The 18632-nt window shown below is 68.4% G+C and carries 18 protein-coding genes and 1 pseudogene; 10 read left to right on the top strand and 9 right to left on the bottom strand.

Annotated elements, in window-relative coordinates:
- Positions 1–124: 124 nt before the first annotated feature.
- The 7 genes from JJ683_RS14520 to JJ683_RS14490 form a co-directional block, all read right to left on the bottom strand.
- The gene (locus JJ683_RS14520; RefSeq protein WP_242474734.1) at positions 125–685 is read right to left on the bottom strand and encodes an ATP-binding protein; all 561 of its coding nucleotides are present in this window, start codon (positions 683–685) and stop codon (positions 125–127) included.
- Positions 682–2256, bottom strand: coding sequence for an IS21 family transposase (gene istA / locus JJ683_RS14515; RefSeq protein WP_307810951.1), 1575 nt, complete (start codon positions 2254–2256; stop codon positions 682–684). The genes JJ683_RS14520 and istA overlap by 4 nt, the downstream gene beginning before the upstream one ends.
- 109 nt (positions 2257–2365) lie before the next feature.
- Positions 2366–2881 carry a DUF2461 domain-containing protein gene (locus JJ683_RS14510; protein WP_200175161.1) on the bottom strand — a complete coding sequence of 172 codons (516 nt, stop codon included), beginning with the start codon at positions 2879–2881 and terminating at the stop codon, positions 2366–2368.
- Positions 2878–3225 (bottom strand): TfoX/Sxy family protein, encoded by a 348-nt coding sequence (locus tag JJ683_RS14505; RefSeq protein ID WP_200175160.1) that lies wholly within the window; start codon positions 3223–3225, stop codon positions 2878–2880. The genes JJ683_RS14510 and JJ683_RS14505 overlap by 4 nt, the downstream gene beginning before the upstream one ends.
- 15 nt (positions 3226–3240) lie before the next feature.
- On the bottom strand, positions 3241–3600 hold the full coding sequence (locus tag JJ683_RS14500) for a nuclear transport factor 2 family protein (protein WP_200175158.1): 360 nt from the start codon (positions 3598–3600) through the stop codon (positions 3241–3243).
- Between the two features lie 41 nt (positions 3601–3641).
- The gene (locus JJ683_RS14495; protein ID WP_200175157.1) at positions 3642–4076 is read right to left on the bottom strand and encodes an SRPBCC family protein; all 435 of its coding nucleotides are present in this window, start codon (positions 4074–4076) and stop codon (positions 3642–3644) included.
- Positions 4069–4404: an ArsR/SmtB family transcription factor gene (locus JJ683_RS14490; protein WP_200175156.1), complete on the bottom strand. Its 336-nt coding sequence runs from the start codon at positions 4402–4404 to the stop codon at positions 4069–4071. The genes JJ683_RS14495 and JJ683_RS14490 overlap by 8 nt, the downstream gene beginning before the upstream one ends.
- A 157-nt stretch (positions 4405–4561) precedes the next feature.
- Here JJ683_RS14490 and JJ683_RS14485 point away from each other — a divergent pair, with 157 nt between their 5' ends.
- Entirely contained in the window at positions 4562–6775 is a 2214-nt protein-coding gene (locus JJ683_RS14485) for an ATP-binding protein (RefSeq protein WP_307810950.1), read from the top strand.
- A gap of 5 nt (positions 6776–6780) precedes the next feature.
- A complete protein-coding gene (locus JJ683_RS14480; RefSeq protein WP_200175155.1) occupies positions 6781–7995 on the top strand; it encodes a hypothetical protein in 1215 nt (404 codons plus the stop codon).
- A 158-nt stretch (positions 7996–8153) separates the two neighbouring features.
- Here the strand turns inward: JJ683_RS14480 and JJ683_RS14475 are convergent, their stop codons facing one another.
- Positions 8154–8378 carry a helix-turn-helix domain-containing protein gene (locus tag JJ683_RS14475; protein ID WP_200175154.1) on the bottom strand — a complete coding sequence of 75 codons (225 nt, stop codon included), beginning with the start codon at positions 8376–8378 and terminating at the stop codon, positions 8154–8156.
- A 123-nt stretch (positions 8379–8501) separates the two neighbouring features.
- On the opposite strand from JJ683_RS14475, the gene JJ683_RS14470 reads away from it, so the two are divergent.
- The 7 genes and pseudogenes from JJ683_RS14470 (at position 8502) to smc (ending at position 15627) form a co-directional block, all read left to right on the top strand.
- Entirely contained in the window at positions 8502–8843 is a 342-nt protein-coding gene (locus JJ683_RS14470; RefSeq protein WP_200175153.1) for a hypothetical protein, read from the top strand.
- A gap of 160 nt (positions 8844–9003) precedes the next feature.
- Positions 9004–9182 (top strand): annotated as a pseudogene (locus JJ683_RS14465) (zinc finger domain-containing protein); the annotation flags it as partial.
- Between the two features lie 317 nt (positions 9183–9499).
- Entirely contained in the window at positions 9500–9787 is a 288-nt protein-coding gene (locus JJ683_RS14460) for a helix-turn-helix domain-containing protein (RefSeq protein ID WP_200175152.1), read from the top strand.
- A complete protein-coding gene (locus JJ683_RS14455; protein WP_200175150.1) occupies positions 9784–11040 on the top strand; it encodes a type II toxin-antitoxin system HipA family toxin in 1257 nt (418 codons plus the stop codon). The genes JJ683_RS14460 and JJ683_RS14455 overlap by 4 nt, the downstream gene beginning before the upstream one ends.
- An 85-nt stretch (positions 11041–11125) precedes the next feature.
- The gene (locus tag JJ683_RS14450; protein ID WP_242474733.1) at positions 11126–11560 is read left to right on the top strand and encodes an OsmC family protein; all 435 of its coding nucleotides are present in this window, start codon (positions 11126–11128) and stop codon (positions 11558–11560) included.
- Entirely contained in the window at positions 11557–11850 is a 294-nt protein-coding gene (locus JJ683_RS14445; RefSeq protein ID WP_200175148.1) for an acylphosphatase, read from the top strand. The genes JJ683_RS14450 and JJ683_RS14445 overlap by 4 nt, the downstream gene beginning before the upstream one ends.
- An 84-nt stretch (positions 11851–11934) precedes the next feature.
- The gene (gene smc, locus JJ683_RS14440; RefSeq protein ID WP_200175147.1) at positions 11935–15627 is read left to right on the top strand and encodes a chromosome segregation protein SMC; all 3693 of its coding nucleotides are present in this window, start codon (positions 11935–11937) and stop codon (positions 15625–15627) included.
- Between the two features lie 36 nt (positions 15628–15663).
- On the opposite strand, the gene JJ683_RS14435 is transcribed toward smc, so the two are convergent.
- Positions 15664–16683: an AurF N-oxygenase family protein gene (locus JJ683_RS14435; protein ID WP_200175146.1), complete on the bottom strand. Its 1020-nt coding sequence runs from the start codon at positions 16681–16683 to the stop codon at positions 15664–15666.
- A gap of 151 nt (positions 16684–16834) precedes the next feature.
- Between JJ683_RS14435 and ftsY the strand changes: the two genes are divergently transcribed.
- Positions 16835–18349 carry a signal recognition particle-docking protein FtsY gene (gene ftsY / locus JJ683_RS14430; RefSeq protein WP_207280247.1) on the top strand — a complete coding sequence of 505 codons (1515 nt, stop codon included), beginning with the start codon at positions 16835–16837 and terminating at the stop codon, positions 18347–18349.
- Positions 18350–18632: the final 283 nt, after the last annotated feature.

Below are 18632 nucleotides of genomic sequence, written 5' to 3'. Positions count from 1 at the left end.
CGCAACCACCACGCCGCCGCAGAAGAAATCCGCCGCGCCACCACCGGCACCAACCTCGGCTAACCTAGCCTCGCGACCCTGGGGAACTTCACCGAGCAACTCTGGGGAAAATCGATGAGCGCCATCAACAGAGCAGGTCCAGCCGGGCGTAGCGGCCGACCACACGGGAGAGCTGCCGGTCGTCAGCGGCCTCGACCAACTCATTGACCAGTGCGGCGGTCGTCACATACCGCACTCTGCGTCCTTGTTCGGCCGCCGCGGTGCCCAGCGCGATCAGCAGATGGGTTTTGCCGGTGCCCGAGTCGCCGAGCAACACCAGCGGTTCGCCCTTGTCGATCCACCGGCCGCCGGCCAGGTGCGCCAGCGCGGCTGCGGGCAGGTCCGGCAGCCGGGCCGCGTCGAAATCGGCGAGGCGTTTGGTGCGCGGGAACTTCGCTTCGCGCACCCGGCGGATCCGCATCCGCGCGTCGCGTTCATCGCATTCGGCGGTGAGGACCTCGGCGAGGAACCCCAGATGCGACAGGCGTTGTTTCACCGCCGCCGCGGCCAGCTCCTGGGCATGTGCGCCCACGGTGGGCAGCCGCAGCACCTTTGCGGCAGAGGCGATCGCGGCAGCGGCGGCCTCATCGCTCCACGCGCCCACCGCCAGACCCGCCGACCCTGAAGCTTTTCCGGTGGCACTCATGCGCTCACCTGCTCGGCGTCGAGGAGCCGGTCGTAGCCGGTCAGTGACGGTACTGGCCGTTCACCGGCTTCGGCCGCCGCAGCGGCGACCGTCACGACCGGGGCGGCCGGCCGCGCCGCGTCGGCGGCGTGCCGGGCTTCGACGGCGACCACCTCCGCGGTGAACAGGCCCGCCTTTCTGGCCGCGGTCATGCCCGCCTCAATGACCTCGGCGGCCATGGTGCGGTGCAAAAGGAGAACCTCGATCAGAGCGCGGGTACCGGCCCCGTCGCCGAGGGCCTTGCGTGCGGCATCCCAAAACCGCTGATGAGAGGACGTGAATACGCCGCGGGCGCGGGCGGCTGCCAGCGCGGTCGACCCGCCCAGCGCCCCGGGCTTGCGCTGCAGGACTTCCAGATAATGATCGAGCAGCAGGTCTTCGCTGCCCTTGTGTAACGACCGGGTATGCCGGGCGATCACCCGCCCAGCAGTCACACCGGCATCGGGATCGAGTACTTCGATCATGGCGGCACCAAGGCGCACCGACATCCGCCGCCCGGCATACCGGGCCGGCACCGAGTAATACGACTGGCGCACGCAGATCCGCGCCTTCGTATCGACCCGGCACGACAGGGCCGCGGCCACGTCGAACGGCTCAGCCGGCAGGGCAGCGAGCATCGGGAGCTCGCGTGCGGCGGCCGCGCCGACGGTCTCGGCCCGTGCGGCGATGCGCCGGTCGTCGTCGGCGGTATCCGCGGCGGCGAGCATGACGTTCAGTTCAGCCAACGATGCGGCACGGGGCACCGGTGTCAGGTGCCGGCGCCGGAACCGGCCGATCTCCCCTTCGACGCCGCCTTTCTCATGCGCCCCGTCGATACCGGGAATGCAGTAGAACGAGTCGTAGCCGTAGTGCGAGCGCAAAGCGATGAACCGGGGATGCTCGAACCGTTCGCGTCCCAGAGCCACGCGGATCACCGCCGCGGTCAGGTTGTCGTAGCGCAGCTGCCCGGTCGGCACCCCACCGAACGCCTCGAACGCCCGCACGTGCCCGTCGAGGAACGACTCCTGGGCCTGGTTCGCGTAGGCAACATGCACGGCCTTGCCCGAATGCGACAGGCGCATACAGAACATGTGCAGACGCATCGCGGTCCCGGCGATCACCGCGGTGAACTCGCCGAAGTCGACCTCGGCTTCCTCGGCGGGGCCGTGGGTCTGGGCGATCATGACCTGCACCTGCTCGCCAGCGATCTCGCTCCGCAGGCGGGCGACGAGGTTGCGCACACTCGATTCAGCCACCGCGGCTCCTTCCTCGTCGAGTAGCCGCTGCCAGATACGACGGGCGGTATGGCGTTGCTTCTTCGGCGCCTGGAGATCTTCGGTCAGCCACCGGCGGATCGTGTCCTCGTACGGACCGAGTGCCGGCGAGACCCGATCGGGGGACTTACGCGGCGGGGGCACCGCGTCGGCGAGTGCTTGACGCACAACGCGGCGGTGAACTTTGTGGGTCTCGGCGAGTCTGCGGATCGACATGCCTTTATCGCGTCGATCGCGTCGGATACGTTCGTATTGCTCCACTCTCGATCGTTCCTTCACTCCCTGGCCTCTCGTCAATGTCTTTGGTCGGACAAGACGAAAGGCTAGAGATGGTCGGTCGAGGGTGGGGCCATTTCAGGCCAGCACTGCCAGGTCAGGTGGGGCCACTTCAGGCTGGCACACTCATACGGGGATGGTCCGTTGAGTAGCCCCGCGGCGCGGTCTTCAATGGTTCCTCAGCACCATGCGAAACCGGATGCGACTCTGCCGCGAGGGTGCGGTTCAGGTGCTCGAACTCGTTGCCGCTCCTCGCGTAGTCTATCGCGGCGCGGTACCGACGCAACTGATCCGGGGCCATGAGCATGGCACTGTAGCCAGTGACGATGCCCTCGGCGGAGGCTTCGAGGTAATAGCCGATGCCGCCGACAGCCTGAGCTTCACTGGTCGCGCCTGTCCAAAGCTTGTAGGGAGATTTGTCCGCGGAGAAGCGCACGTCCCGGTTCGGGCGGAACATGCGCAACGCGCCGAACTCGTCGGAGAGCTCGGTGAGCAACGTGCGCATCGGCGCGCGGACGTCGCGCTCCCAGCGGCTCTTGTTTGCCTGCCAGAACGCCTTCGAGTTGTCGGCCTCCAGCTCTGTGAAGAAGGTGAACAGGCCCGGTGGAAGACCCTGGAACGTGCTCATGGGTGCCCGCCGGTCACGATCCGGTTGTAGTCCATCGCGATCCCGATCCAGGACGACAACTGCTCGTCGTCTCTGATCGCGTCGGCTGCGACTTCGATCCAGCCGGGTCCCATGTCGCGGCCTGGCCCCATCTCTGCCTGCACGGCACCCGGTCGGCCCAGAAGGCCGTCGTGCTGGTCCGCGTTGACCCGGACGAGAAGGCCGCCGTCTTTCAAGGCGCTGACGATCATCTTCTCGTTCACCATCACGGATCTGCCGCCGAACATAGAGACCTCACGTAACACCGGTTCGTCGGAGATCAGGGCACGGACGCGTTCGACGAGGACAGTCTGTTCGGGAGTCATGATCTGCCCTCCGGTTCAGGCCTGCTCGGGCGGGCCGTAGGAGAGCCGGTCGAAGATGAGCACGCTCTCGGTAATCTTTCCGTCCTTGACGGTGAAGAACTCGGCTGCCGGAGTGGTGGAGGTCGACATGGTCTGCGGGTAGTAGAACAGTGCCACGCGGTCTTCGTCGACGAACTCGGCGATGTCTCCGATGCCGGTGAGCATCGGGGCGAAGCCGCCGATGAACCCGCGGTAGGCGTCCTTGCCGTCCAAATCGACGCCGGGAGCTCGGCAGGCAACGTCGTCCGCAACGTAGCTCATTGCCGTGTCGATGTCGCCGCTCGTCCAAGCGCGGTGATACTTCTGCACGGTGTCGTACGCATTGTCCTGGGTCATGGGATTCTCCTTGGTTCGTGCCGCGGACGCGGCGTGGGTGGTCAGTCCGTGAGCGGCTGCCAGCCGTCCGGCCCGGCGTTGCCGCCGGCTCCGACGATGGCGAGACGGGGCAGGAAGTTCGCCCACCCGTCGGCGTGGCCACGCACCTCGCTGTCGGGCAGATCGGAATGGCGCAGATCGACTCGAGTCCCGCCGCCGATCGGGGTGAGGCGGAATTCGACTGTCGAGGATCCCTCTGGTAGGTCCTCGCTTCCGGCGAAGCCCCAACTCATCACCACGCGGCTCGGGGGCTCGACATGTAGGTACTTGCCCCGTACGGGGTGTCCAGCTATGTCGACGGCGAACTTGCCCCCTGGCGTCGGGTCAAGGTCGGCGTACTGCCCCATCCAGGCCGTCATGCCGTCGTTCGTGATCAGGTACTCGAACACTGTCTCCGGTGGAGCCTCTATGTCGATGAAGTCTCGGAACTCAGCCATGAGGGCCCTCCTGTCGCGACTCGACGGCGGTTTTGAGGTCGGCCAATCTCGAGGGCCAGAAGTCATCCAGATACGAGCGCACCGCCGCCAGTCCGTCGGTGTCGATCGCGTAGAGATGACGAGTGCCCTCGCGAGTGCCGAGCGCGAGGCCGGCATTGCGAAGCACGCCAAGATGGTGCGAGGTCGTCTGTTGCGACAGCTCGACCTCCTTCGCAATCACTCCGACCGGCCGTGGGCTGGTGCGAATCACGCGAAGGATTGCACGTCGGTTCACGTCGGCCAGCGCGCGCAGTGCTAGGTCAAAGTCGACCTTGGTCTCGGACAGCATTGGAGCCCTCCTTGCTCGAACAAGTCCAAGCTATTACAAACGTTCGCTTGTACTGATGAAGGTGAGTGCACGTCGTGCGAAGCTCAGTACAGGAGCGGTCGCAGGTCCAGCTCGGAGATGAGGCCGGGCTCCCCGTCCGACTATCGCGGGGGTCGAGGTGAACAACGTCGCGACAACCGAGGCTATTGCGAAGGTTGCGCAGGCACTTGGCTTGACGCTCGAGCTCAGGGACACAGGTCGACTGTGCGAGTCTCTCCGACCTCAGGGGCGCGCCTTCGTGTCGGTGGTCGCCGCTAGAGTTGTATCAACGGTCGAGGGAGGGAAGGCCATGGCACTCACGACATCACTCGCGGGTAGGGTCCGGAACACGAGCTTGCCCAAGAGCCACGCGCTCCTCCCTCTGCTCGAGGCCATCGTCAATGCCATACAGGCGATCGACGCGCGGCCCGGCGGTTCCGACGATCCAGGCCGGATCGACGTGAGAGTGTGCCGCGACACTCAGGCTGAGCTTGACCTCGGCCCAACGGGCCCCGGGCGCGCCCCCAAGAAGCCGATTATCGGGTTCACTGTCTCGGACGACGGTGTGGGATTCACACCGCGGAACATGTCCTCTTTCGAAACGCTCGACAGCGACTTCAAGGCCGACCTCGGCTGCCGCGGCGTTGGGCGACTGCTCTGGCTGAAGGCGTTCGACAAGGTGTCGGTCCGCAGCGCGTACGAGGACGGCGATGGGAAGCTCCACGGCCTTCAGTTCAGGTTCTCTGTAGCTCAAGAGGTCGAGCCCAACGGGGAGGCAGAGGGTTTCTCCCGCCCCGGAGCGGTCATCAGCCTCGACGGCTTCAAGAAGTCTTTTCAGCAGAACGCTCCGAAGGGCGTCGACGCTATCGCGCGAGAGATCTTCGAGCACTGCATCTGGTACTTCCTCCGCCCCGGAGGTGCCCCCGTCGTGACGGTCACGGACGACGAGGAGTTGGTGTCTCTGGCGGGCTTGATGGACGAGTTCGTCGACTCGGCGATGACTTCGTCGACGATCGAGGTCAAGGGCCACAAGTTCGACATGCTCAACCTCCGGCTGAAGGCGACGGCGCGGAACTCCTTTCCACGTCTGCACTGGTGCGCGGCGAGCCGTGTCGTCATCGACGAGAACCTGAGCGGAAAAGTGCCGGGGCTTCACGGCAGGCTCGCGGACGACGCCTCCGGGGAGTTCGTCTACGCGTGTTACCTGACCTCCGACTTCCTCGATGATCGGGTGCGCTCCGACCGGACGGCCTTCGACATCAGCGACCGGATATCCGGTCAGCCGCTCGTCGACGACATCTCGCTAGATGATATCCGCGAGGCCGTCCTCGAGGAGGTGGCGGAGATCCTGAAGGACCCCCTCGAGTCGGCCCGCGAGCAGGGCAAGCAACGCGTCCACGACTTCGTGACCAAGCGAGCCCCGCGGTACCGGCCCGTACTAGCCAAGATCGAGGAACGCGGCATCACGGTAGACCCGTCGGTCAATGACCAGGATCTCGAGCTGCAACTCCACAAGCACCTGAAGAAGATCGAGTCTGAAGCGTTCGTGAAGGGGCAGGAGATCTTCGCTGAGGCTGAGGCGGAGCCTGCGGACGACTTCAAGGAGCGGCTCGACGGCTACCTCACGACGGTCAGTGAGATCAACCAGTCCGACCTGGCCGCGTACGTCTCGCGTCGCCGCACGGTACTGGACCTGCTTGGACGGCTGATCCGCGCAGACAGGGACGGTAGGTACAGCCGTGAGGACGCGATCCACTCGTTGATCGTCCCGATGCGCACCGAGTCGAACGACGTCGCCTCCGATGGCTCGAACCTGTGGATCATTGACGAGCGGCTCGCGTTCCACGACTACCTCGCCTCCGACAAGACGCTCAAGAGCATGCCGGTCACTGGGTCCGAGTCGACGAAGGAGCCTGACATCCTCGCGACTCGGCTTATCGATGCGCCGGTGCTCGCCGCGGAGGGGGAGAAGCTTCCGCTGCCGTCGATCGTCGTGGTCGAGATCAAGCGCCCGATGCGCAAGGACGCCACGGAGGCCAAGAACCCTATCCAGCAGTGCCTCGACTACGTGAAGCGAATCCGCGCCGGCGGCGTGATGACCGCGACGGGGCGACCGATCCCGCCGGCTCAGGAGCCGCCAGCATTCTGCTACATCATCGCTGACCTCACGGAGAAGATGATCGAGCGCTGCGAGATTTCAGACCTGCGTCCCACTCACGATGGCCTCGGGTACTTCGGCTACAACAATGCGGCGAAGGCCTACATCGAGGTCATGAGCTTCGACGGGCTGGTCAACGCGGCCACGGAGCGCAACAGGGCGTTCTTCGACCGACTCGGCCTCCCGTCGAGCTAGATGAAATGACTAACGACGACGAGATACTCGAGAAGGGGCGCGAGCGGGAGCCGGGCGAGGACGGAGAAGCATCGGTCGACGGCGCGGATACTCCGCTGGCAGACACAGGCTCGTCGCCCACTGCCGACTTCCGACTGCCGGCAGGGTTCGCGCAGTCGTTGATGCCCGGTATGGACGTCGCCATCGCGAAGATACTCGAGCCCATCCGAGCGCGGATGAAGGCGATGCTCCCGGATTCCTCGACGTACGCGCGGGACGTCATGGGGCCGCTGAACCGACGCCTCCAGGAGCAGATTAAGTCGGCGCTGCCCGACTACGACCCACTGGTCAACAAGACGCTCGAGCCATACAGCGAGCGGGTCCAGTCGCAGATGGCGTCGATTGTGGCGAGCCTCCCGACGTTCACGGCTCCGATGATCGACTTCCCGGCGCTGAAGGGCGTTGGAGTCAGCCCAGCGATCGAGTCGATGCTCAAGCAGATCTCGAGTCAGCAATCCGCGATGCTCGATGGGCTGCGCGGCTCCCTGAAGCCGCTTTTCGACCCGGAACTGCTGCGGGGGTTCAACCGTGCGCTCCTCCCGTCAAATCTGAGGGGCCACGCAGACGAGATCAGGGCCCATCAAGTGCACGAGTTCCTCGAACAGGAGGGCATCCCGCTCTATCTGGTGCCGCGCGGTCGCACAGCGTTGCGTCTGCTCCGCGGACAAGACCGCTCGGCTCGCCGACGGGTGCTCGGCGACTGCTACAAGTCGATCATCGACGATTGCTCCGTCGTGCTCGAGCAGGTAGACGGCGCAGTGATCGGCGACGAGCTGAGGTTCGCGCTCGACGGCCTCGGCGCGATGCGGGCGGGGCACGCCCGCTCCGCCCAGGCCATGTTCACGGTCACGCTCGACACCCTGATCTACCGCTTCTATCCCGACCAGGCGGCTCGACGGCTCATCACCAATCGGAAGAAGGGCGCGGACGTGCCGGACGCCATCGACGAGATGGGCGTCCACGAGGCCATGGTCTGGCTGCCGATCTGGAACGCCCACGAGCAGTTCTGGAAGCACAAGGGCGACGAAGTCCCTCGGTACTACTCGCGCCACGCGAGCGTCCACGGCGTCTCTTCGCGCCAGTTTAGCAAGCGCAACTGCGTGCAGGTTCTCATGCTGGTCACGAGCCTCATCGGCTATGCCGACCGGCTCATGTCGTCGGCTGTGCGTACCAGCGCTTGATTGCTTTGTCGCCGTTCAGCTAGAGCGCCTCGCCACCCTCTCGCCTCGCGTGCCGAGGTTGGGTACTACTCGGAAATGAGGAGGGGAGGGGGCGGCTACGCGAGATGCGCGGCACTTCGGTCTGCCGATCCATGCGAAGGACTGACGACGTCTATGGATCACTCGACGGTCGCGAGCAGATCCGATGGGGTGACGTCGAGGCCTCGGGCGAGCTTGACGAGGACATCAAGCGTCGGGTTGCGGGTTCCGCGCTCCAAGCCGCTGATGTAGGTGCGATCGAGCCCGACGTGGTGGGCGAAGGCCTCCTGTGACGCCCATCCGTGCTCGCGGCGCAGATCGCGAAGGTGCTCGCCGAAAGCGATGCGATGCGCCGGGATGGTCATGCATTAGACGATTCCGATACGCTGACGATGAGTCCACGGACTATGAGTCACATTTATGCGTTCGGAGCCGTGATAGCCATCGAGTCCTTCTCTGGATGCCCACGAGATCTGGAGGAGACCCTGATGCCCGAAGAGGAATGGATCGACGTCGCCGCCGCGGCCGAGCGCTACCACTGCAGCACCTCGAAGATCCGACGATGGGTCAAGCAGGGTGAGCTCGAGATGCGATTGACCTCGAGCGACATCGATGGACGCTGGGTCTTCACGACCTGGGTTCGAGTCCGAGATCTCGACGATGTGTCCGGCGTTACCGCACGTAAGGAGCACGTGCGCAAGATTCGTGCAACGGCGCAGCCGTTGACGGACGAGCAGAAGCGCGCCATCCGGAAGGTCTTCCTCGCGCACCTTCTGGAGCGCGAAGCGAAGCGGAAGAGGGCCAGAATTGGTGGCGCGACGGCCAAGTGAGGCCCAGGATGTGTTCTCTCATGGGCTTGGCTCAAGGACGTCAGAGGCGTTCAGGTCCAAGATCGGTACTGTAGGTCTCAGCGTGTCCGGTCACCGTCGGAGTCCGAGCGCGAGTCTGATCGCCATTGAATCGCCATTCGACTGACCATTCGACTGACCATTCGACTCGCTATACGTCAACGTATCAATGGCGTGGAGTCGGGATACTTCTCCCGCAGCCTCAACGCCTATGGGCGGGCAGGGGAGCCGTGCGAGCGGTGCGGCACGCCGATCGCACGGGCGCAGTTCATGAACCGCTCGAGCTACTTCTGCCCGAGGTGTCAGCGGAAACTTTCCTGATCGCTGCCTGGAATCTGTAGCGCCAATCTCCGGTCGTATCACTCGCCTCGGCTCCGTCGCTCGTGGCACCGCGCACGCCGACTCCGACTCCGACATCGGCATCGACATCCTCGTCGAGATGGACCCGGAAGACACCAACTCCACGTTGCGGCTCGGCTCCTCAGGACTGTCGAGCCGGTCATGTGCGATGGGTCTGCGGGGCCTGCCGGATGTTCTCGACACCGTGTGCGTGAGGCTCTGACCGACGGTACGGATATGACTCTCGCCATAACTATCAGTTGCGCCTGCTACCCTCGTCATAGCATCAGGAGTGTGGCATGGCTGGATACCGGATCGACCGTGAACTCACGGAGCTCGGCGAGCATGTGCGTGGTTGGCGCATGGTGCTGGGGCTCACCGCCCAGCAGGTGGCGGAGCGCGCCGGTATCACCCGCGACACCCTGCGCAAGATCGAATCCGGCAACGCAGGTGTGGGCTTCGGCAACGTCGCTCAGGTGCTTCGCGCCCTCGGCGTGCTCGGGCAGGTCGTCGAGGCGGTAGACCCGCTTGGCAGCGACATCGGTCGGCTACGGGCGGGCAATCTCGCGAAGAAGCGCGCACGATGACCACCGTCGAGGTCTACGCCGACAGGGCGGGAGGACCGGTCGTGGTGGGCCAGGCGCATTTCACGAGGCACCGCGGACGGATATCCACCACATTCCTCTACGATCCGGGCTATCTGGCGCACGACGGGACGAGTATCGACCCCGCTCTGCCCCTCGTGTCGGGGGTGCAGCACCAGCCCGGGCTCGTGCGGGCATTCGCGGACAGTGCCCCCGACCGTTGGGGCCGGAACCTCATCGAGAAGGCGGAGCGTGCCCGCGCCCGTGCGGAGCAACGAGTGCCGCGCCGTCTCGACGACCTCGACTTCCTCCTGGGAGTCAGTGGCGACACACGTCAAGGAGATCTGCGGTATCGGGTCGCAGGCAGCGTGGCGTTCGTCGGCCCACCGTCGGATGTTCCACCGCTGGTGTCGCTCCCGGAGCTGCTGCGCGCCTCCGACGCGCTCGCCACGGACGAGGATCCGGCGGCCGCCGTGAAGAAGCTGCTCGACACGGGCACGACCGGCTTGGGTGGAGCGCGCCCCAAAGCGTCCGTGCGCCTGGACGATGGCGCGCTGGCGATCGCGAAGTTCCCGCATGGCAGCGACCAGTGGGATGTCATGGCCTGGGAGGCGACCGCGTTGGATCTGCTGGAATCCGCAGGCATCCGGACACCGACGCGACGGCTCGCGCGAGTGGGCGAGCGCAGTGTGCTCGTGCTGCGGCGATTCGACCGCACCGACGAGGGTCTTCGCGTCGGCTACATCAGCGCGATGACCGCGCTGAGCGTGTGGGACGGTGACCGTCGCGACTACGCCGAGATCGCCGAGGCCGTCCGCGATCTCTCGCTTTCCGTGAAGGCGGACCACCGCGAGCTCTTCGACCGCGTCGTCGCTTCCGTGGCGCTGGGGAACACTGACGATCATCTGCGCAATCACGGCTTCCTCGCCGAGCGAGGTTATTGGACGCTGAGTCCTGCATTCGATGTGAATCCCAACCCGGACCCGTGGCAGACCCGGTCGACGTCGATCATGGGCGCGGACGGTCTGCCGGATGAGATTGACGCACTGCTCGCGTTCGCTGAGGAATGCGGTCTGACGCCCGGTCAGGCTCGGGAACGGATGGGCTTCATTGCACGTGCGCTGACGGGGTGGAAGGAGGCGGCCCGCGCGAACGGTATCCGCGAGCGAGAGATCGCCATGATGGCCGGCGGGATCGCGCCGCGCCTGGACGCTGTGGCCCGCGCGACGCGCCCGGCCGGTTCGGGGAAGGGGTGACCGCCGACGACGCGCGGCTTTGTTCTCGCCTCCGCGGCGTCTGCATGCACCGGTGGAACGGCCCCGGAGTGGAACAATGTCGGACATGACTGAACAGGACGCCCCCGCGCACACCGAACTCCAGGTGGAGCGCACGGGCACCAGGCGATACACGGGCCGCAGTTCACGGGGGGCCGAGGTGCTCATCGGTTCCGAGGACGTGCCCGGCGTGTTCACCCCGGGCGAGCTGCTCAAGATCGCCCTGGCCGGATGCACGGCGATGAGCTCGGACAAGCCGCTCTCGCGCCGGCTGGGGGACGACTACGACGCCACGGTCCGCGTGTCCGGGGATGCGGACCGGGACAACGAGTGGTACCCGGTGCTCAGCGAGGTCCTCGAGCTGGACCTCAGCGAGCTCACGCCCGACGCGCGGGAGCGGCTGCTGGTGGTGGTCGAGCGCGCGGTCGACCGCGTGTGCACGGTGGGGCGCACCGTCAAGCGGGGCGCCGAGGTGGACCTCGAGATCCAGGTGGATTCGTGACCTCCGACCCGATACCCGACCCCGCGCGCCTGACGGCGTGGGTGCACGGCGATGTCCAGGGGGTCGGCTTCCGCTGGTGGACGCGGTCGCGGGCGCTCGAGCTCGGGCTCGCCGGCAGCGCCACGAACACGGTGGACCGGCGCGTGCTCGTCGTCGCCGAGGGGCCGTCGGCCGCGTGCGGACGGCTGCTGGAGCTGCTCGCGTCGGGTGGCACGCCCGGGCGGGTCGACAACGTCGTCGCCTCGTGGGGCGCGCCGCGCGGCGGGCTCGACGGGTTCGTCGAACGATGAGCGCCGCCGTAGCCGGTACCTGCCGGTAAGGTTCAGGACCATGATCGTCGAGAGCGGATGCGTCGTCTCCGGGAGCGGTGGCGGATGCATCTGAAGAGCCTCACGCTCAAAGGCTTCAAGTCGTTCGCCTCGTCGACCACGCTGCGGTTCGAGCCCGGGATCACGTGTGTCGTGGGGCCGAACGGCTCCGGCAAGTCCAATGTGGTCGACGCGCTGACCTGGGTCATGGGCGAGCAGGGGGCCAAGGCGCTGCGCGGCGGCAAGATGGACGACGTGATCTTCGCCGGCACGTCCGGGCGTTCCCCGCTGGGCCGCGCCGAGGTCACCCTGACCATCGACAACGCGGACGGCGCCCTGCCCATCGAGTACTCCGAGGTGTCGATCACCCGCCGGGTGTACCGCGAGGGCGGCGGCGAGTACGAGATCAACGGCTCGTCGTGCCGGTTGATGGACGTGCAGGAGCTGCTCAGCGACACCGGCATCGGCCGCGAGATGCACGTGATCGTCGGTCAGGGCCGCATCACCGGGATCCTCGAATCGCGTCCGGAGGAGCGCCGGGCCTTCATCGAAGAGGCCGCCGGGGTGCTCAAGCACCGCCGCCGCCGGGAGAAGGCGGTGCGCAAGCTCGACTCGATGCAGGCCAACCTCAGCCGGCTGACGGACCTGACGACCGAGCTCCGGCGGCAGCTCAAGCCGCTCGGCCGCCAGGCAGAGGTGGCGCGCCGGGCGCAGACCGTCCAGGCCGACCTGCGCGATGCGCGCCTGCGGCTGGCGGCGGACGACCTGGTGGCGCGGCGCGCCGAGATGGAGCAGGGGGCTGCGCAGGAGGCCGAGCTGCGCGCGCAGCTCGAGGCCGCGCAGGCGGAGCTGGACGACGCCGCCGGGCGGCTCGCGGAGGACGAAGAGGCGCTCGCCCGCCTGGAGCCGGAGGCGAAGGCGGCGCAGCAGTCCTGGTTCCGCCTGTCGGCGCTGGCGGAGCGGGTCGACGCCACCGTCCGGATCGCACATGATCGCGCGGCCACTCTCGCCACGGAGCAGCAGCACGCGCCGGGGCGTGATCCGGACGAGCTCGACCGGCAGGCGGAGCGTGCGGCCGAGGAAGAGGCCGAGCTGGAGCAGACGGTGGAATCGGCGGCCGAGGTGCTCGCCGCCGCGCGGGAGGCTCTGGACGAGCGCGAGCAGGTCGCCGCGGAGGCCGAGCGCGCCCACGTGGCGGCGGTGCGGGCGGTGGCCGACCGGCGGGAGGGCCTCGCGCGCCTCGTGGGCGAGGTGAACACGCTGCGCAGCCGCACGGAATCGGTGGACGCCGAGGTGACGCGCCTCACCGAGGCGATGGTGCAGGCGCACGAGCGCGCCGCGGCGGCGCACGACGAGTTCGCGCAGGCGCAGGCGCAGGCGGACGAGTTGGAGGGCGATGAGGCCGCCCTCGACGAGCGGCACGAGCACGCCGCCGCGGCGTTCGAGGCTTCCGAGGCGCGGGTTGCCGAGCTGCGCGCCGGCGAGCGGGAGGCGGAGCAGAAGGTGGTCTCGCTCCGGGCGCGTATCGAGGCGCTGGAGATGAGCCTGGCGCGCAAAGACGGTGCCGCATGGCTGCTCGAGCGGGCAGGTCTCGGTGACGCTGCGGGCGCCGCCGCCACGACCGACGCAGCCGACTCCGCGCAGGGTTCCGCCGATGGCGTGGTGGGCAGACTCGCGGAGCGCATGCGCGTGCGGGCCGGATACGAGCGGGCCGTCGCCGCGGCGCTCGGACCCGCGGCGGAGGCGGTGGCGATGCGCGACGCGGATGCGGCGGCCCGCGCCATCGCGGCGCTCAAGGAAGGCGAGGCGGGCAGGGCCGCGTTCATCACCCCGGCCGGCACCCCGGCGGAGGCCGGGCCTGCGCCGGGGTCCGACGACGGCGCGCTCGCAGGGGGTGCGGTGTGGGCGGAAACCCTGGTGGACGTCGACGGCGACCTGGGCGTGGCGGTGCGTTCGCTGCTCTCGCGGGTAGCGGTGGCCGACGACCTGGCGGCGGCCTTCCGCACGGTCGGGGCGTCACCGGCGGTGCGCGTCGCCACGCGCGACGGCGACCTGGTGGGCCACGGTTGGTCGGTGGGCGGTTCGGAGTCCGCCACGAGCATGCTCGAGGTGCAGGCCGCGGTGGACGAGGCGGGCGAGGCCGCGGTGGCCGCGTCCGCGCGCGCCGAGGAGCTCGCGGCAGCGCTGGCCGGGGCGGTGGCCGAGGCGGACGTGCGGCGCGAGAACGCCGAGGTGACGCTCGCGGCCCTGACGGAGTCGGACGCGGCCATGTCGGCGGTGTACGAACAGCTCGGCCGGCTCGGGCAGGCCGCCCGTGCCGCGGAGGCCGAACACGGACGACTGAGCACGCAGCGGCGGGAGGCCGAGGCGGGCCGCGAGGAGACGGTCGCCGCGCTGACCGGACTGGAGGAACGGCTGCGCCTGGCCGAGCAGTCCGTTCCCGGCGACGATGAGCAGGAGGCGGGCGACGGCGCGCTGGCCGAGGCGCGGGACGACGCGGTGGCCGCTGTGTCTGAGGCCCGCGCGATGGAGGTGGAGGCCCGATTGGGGCTGCGGACCGCGGAGGAGCGTGCGGCGGCGCGGCGCGGGCGGGCCGATGGGTTGCGGCGCGCGGCGGCGGCCGAGCGTCAGGCGCGGGAACGGGCCGAGCGCGCCCGGCTGCGGCGCCGGCGGGCTGCCGGCGTCGCCACAGCTGTCGCCGAGACGGGGATGGTGGTCGCGGAGCGGCTGGCGGCGGAGGTGTCGTCGGCCGCGCAGGAGCGCGACGGCCTGGAGGCACAGCGGGTCGAGCGGTCCGAGCGCGTGCGGGTGACGCGGGGGCGCGTGACGGAGCTGACGCAGACGCTGCACACGCTCACCGACGCGGCGCACCGCGACGAGATGGCGCGGGCGAAGATCGCGCTGCGCATCGAACAACTTGAGGAGCAGATCCTCGAACAGAACGGCATGGCTCCGGACGACCTGGTGGCCGAATACGGTCCGCACGTTCCGCTGCCGCCGTCCGAGCTCGAGTGGGCCGAGTACGAACAGGCCCGCGAGCGGGGGGAACAGGTGGTGGCGCCGGCGCCGATGCCGTTCGACCGTGCCACGCAGGTCCGCCGGGCCAAGCAGGCGGAGAAGGACCTGCGCACTCTCGGCAAGGTGAACCCGCTCGCGCTCGAGGAGTTCGCAGCGATGGAGGAGCGCTACAGCTTCCTCGCCACGCAGCTCGAGGACGTGAAGAAGGCGCGCCAGGATCTGCTCGACGTGGTCGACGAGGTGGACGCGCGCATCCTGCAGGTGTTCACCGACGCCTACGCGGACGTGGAGCGCGAGTTTGTCGACGTGTTCGCCACGCTGTTTCCCGGGGGCGAGGGGCGCCTGGTGCTCACCGACCCGGACGACATGCTCACCACCGGCGTGGAGGTGGAGGCGCGTCCGCCGGGCAAGAAGGTCAAACGGCTGTCGTTGCTGTCCGGCGGGGAGAAGTCGCTCACCGCGGTGGCCATGCTCGTCGCGATCTTCCGGGCACGGCCGTCTCCGTTCTACGTCATGGACGAGGTGGAGGCCGCCCTCGACGAGGTCAACCTGAACCGCCTGATCAGCCTGTTCACGCAGTTGCGCGAGCGTTCGCAGCTCATCGTCATCACGCACCAGAAGTCCACGATGGAGGTCGCGGACGCCCTCTACGGGGTGAGCATGCGCGGTGACGGCATCACCCAGGTCATCTCCCAGCGCATGCGCGGAGTGGACCTGGGGGACGTGCCCGTCACCGGGTAGGTCTTCCGGTCAGCCGTCGCCCGGGCCGGTGCGTGGTCAGGCGGCGAAGTCGCGCCGGTCGGGCTCGCCGCGGTACCGGGCGCGGCGGCCGTCGATCCCCAGCCGGCGCCACAGCCGCCGGGAGACCGTGTTCATCAGGCCCAGCTCGTCGGCCAGCGTGCGCATGTCGTCGAAGTAGCCGGACATGATCTGACGCGAACGCGGGCTGTCCCAGAACGCCTCGCGGATGACCGCGTCAGGGATGTCGAACTGGCGGGCGAACTCCTTGGGCGGGGTCATGATCTCCCCGGCCAGCCATCGCATCGCCAACGGGAAGAGCACCGAGCACGTGGCCTGCGAGGCGCGGCCCATGCGGGGCATGTGCGTCCGCAGGAAATCTCCGGCGAAGGAGATGTGCCGCGCCTCCTCGGCGATGTGGATCTGCATGACCCGCTGGACCAGTGGCGGGAGTTCCACGTCGTGGCGCAGCAGAGACTTCTGGTAGTGGTCGATGGGTTCCTCGCCGCCGAGGATGCCGATGAACAGGACCACGAAGGCGTATCCGCCGGCCAGGCCGATGAACGGGGAGGCGCGCCGGAACGCCGGCCGCATCCCGGGTACGTCGACGCCGATGCGGTTGACGAGCTCCTGGAACATCTGGATGTGGTTGCACTCCTCGGTCATCTCGTGGAGGCAGTAGCGGAACTCGGGCGAGTGGTTCGGGAGCGCCGTCACGTAGTGCATGAGGCCGCGGATGAGGATGGTCTCGAAGGATGCGCCGACCTTGATCGCATTGGCCTGGCGCCAGCGGCCCATGGCGATCCGCCTGTCCAGCGGCTGCTCCTGGTACCACTGCGTGGCGCCCAGCGGGTCGATCTTCGGGGAGAGGACCCAGCGTGGATCCTGCGGATCGAGCGCCAGCGCGGGGTTGTCCCAGTCGATGTCGAGATAGGGATGGAAGTGCTTGTCCACCGATCCTTCGGAGAGCGTGCGCAGCATCCGCCGGTATTGCGGCGACAGGCCGGGGGCGTGCGCCGCGCGGCGGTCCACCACGGTGTCGGAATCCTGGAGAGTCATGCCGTCCTCCCGAAGCGGTCGATCGAACGTTATCCGTGTCACACATTTTAGTGTGACTGAATGTCGCATGCAAGAGGTCCGTCCATCCGGCGGGTGTGCGGGTGTCCGGGCGCCGGAGCGGATGTGACGCCGGTCCGAGGCTGCTGCGATGATGGGGCGCGTGAACTCAGCACTCTGGATCGTCATCGCAGTCGTGGCGGCGCTGGTCGTCATCGCCATCGTCGCCGGGGCGGTGCTCTACCGGCGCCGGCAGATCAGCTTCAACCCGCCGCCGGATGCCGGGATCGAGGAGCGCAAGGCGAAGCCCGGGGGGTATACGACCTCGTCCGGGTTCGACTTCAGCGAGGGCTCCGGTGGTGTGGCGGCGCCGGAGCGGCCGGGGGAACCGGAACCCGCCCCGCGGGCCGAGCCGCCGGCCGCTCCCGCGGAGTCCGTGGAGCCCGTTGCGCCGACGGCTCCGGCCGCTCAGCCCGAGCCTGCCGCACCGCCCGTCCAGGAGACGCCTGCGGCTCCGGCAGCGCCGACGGAACCGGTCGCCCCCGAAGAGCCTGCGGCCCCCGTGGAGGCGACCGCGCCGCCGGCGGAGACCGTACCCGAGGCGCCTGCCGCACCCGAGGCGCCTGCCGAGCCCGTGGCGCCGGCAAAGCCCGAGGCGCCCGTGGAAGCGCCTGCCCCCGCGGCGGAGCCGGAGACTGCAGCCGTCCCGGAGCAAGCCGAGGCCCCGGCCGCGCCCACAGAGGAGATCGCGCCCACCGACGGCAGGCTCGAGCGTCTGCGCGGCCGCCTGTCCCGTTCGCAATCGGCGGTGGGCAAGTCGCTGCTCGGGTTGCTCGGCGGCGGCGACCTGGACGAGGACGCGTGGGAGGAGGTCGAGGACACGCTCATCATCGCCGACCTCGGTGCCGCCACCACGGAGAAGATCGTCGACCGGCTGCGCGATCAGATGGCGACCCGCTCGGTGCGGACGGAGGAGCAGGCGCGCGCGCTGCTGCGCGAGGTGCTGGTGGACGAGCTGCAGACCGCCAACGCCCGGTCGGTGCGGGCGCTGCCGCACGGCGGAAGCCCCGCGGTGCTGCTGGTCGTCGGCGTCAACGGCACCGGCAAGACCACGACGACAGGCAAGCTCGCGCGGGTGCTCGTCGCGGACGGCCGGCGCATCCTGCTGGGCGCGGCGGACACGTTCCGCGCGGCCGCCGCCGACCAGCTCGAGACCTGGGCCGACAGGGTCGGCGCAGAGGTGGTCCGCGGCAAGGAGGGCGGCGATCCGGCCGCGGTGGCCTTCGACGCGGTGGCACGTGGCATCGAACAGGGCGTCGACGCGGTGCTGGTGGACACCGCGGGCCGGCTGCACACGAAGACCGGTCTGATGGACGAGCTCGGCAAGGTCAAGCGCGTCGTGGAGAAGAAGGCGCCCGTGGACGAGGTGCTGCTGGTGCTCGACGCCACGGTGGGGCAGAACGGCCTCACGCAGGCCCGGGTGTTCGCCGAGGTCGTCGACATCACCGGGGTCGTGCTGACCAAGCTCGACGGCACCGCCAAGGGCGGCATCGTGTTCCAGGTGCAGCACGAGCTGGGCGTTCCGGTCAAGCTCGTCGGCCTGGGGGAGGGGCCGGACGACCTCGCGCCCTTCGACCCGGGCGCGTTCGTGGACGCGCTGTTGGGGTGACCCGACCGCGCGTCACAGAGAAGTAACACGTCAGGCTGCAGAGTTTGCACAGCCGCAACACGACGCCCCCGGGCCCGTAACACGGGTTGCGCAGGATGGTTCCGACGGAGTTGGACGGAGTCGGGGCCGAGGCGTGTTGCGATCGTCGAAGCCGCATCCCGCGGCAGGCCCCCCTCCGCATGACACGGCCGGGCACGGTCCCGGCCGGGAGGGACGGTGGTCCGCGTGTCGAAGATGACGGGATCGGGGTGGGAGGCGGTCGCCCCGGACGGGGTCGTGCTGC

The organism is Tomitella cavernea (genome assembly GCF_016599145.1).
GTDB classification, from domain to species: Bacteria; Actinomycetota; Actinomycetes; order Mycobacteriales; family Mycobacteriaceae; genus Tomitella; species Tomitella cavernae.
The sequence above is the reverse complement of the archived record's forward strand: the minus strand, read 5'-3'. Positions and strand labels throughout refer to the sequence as shown.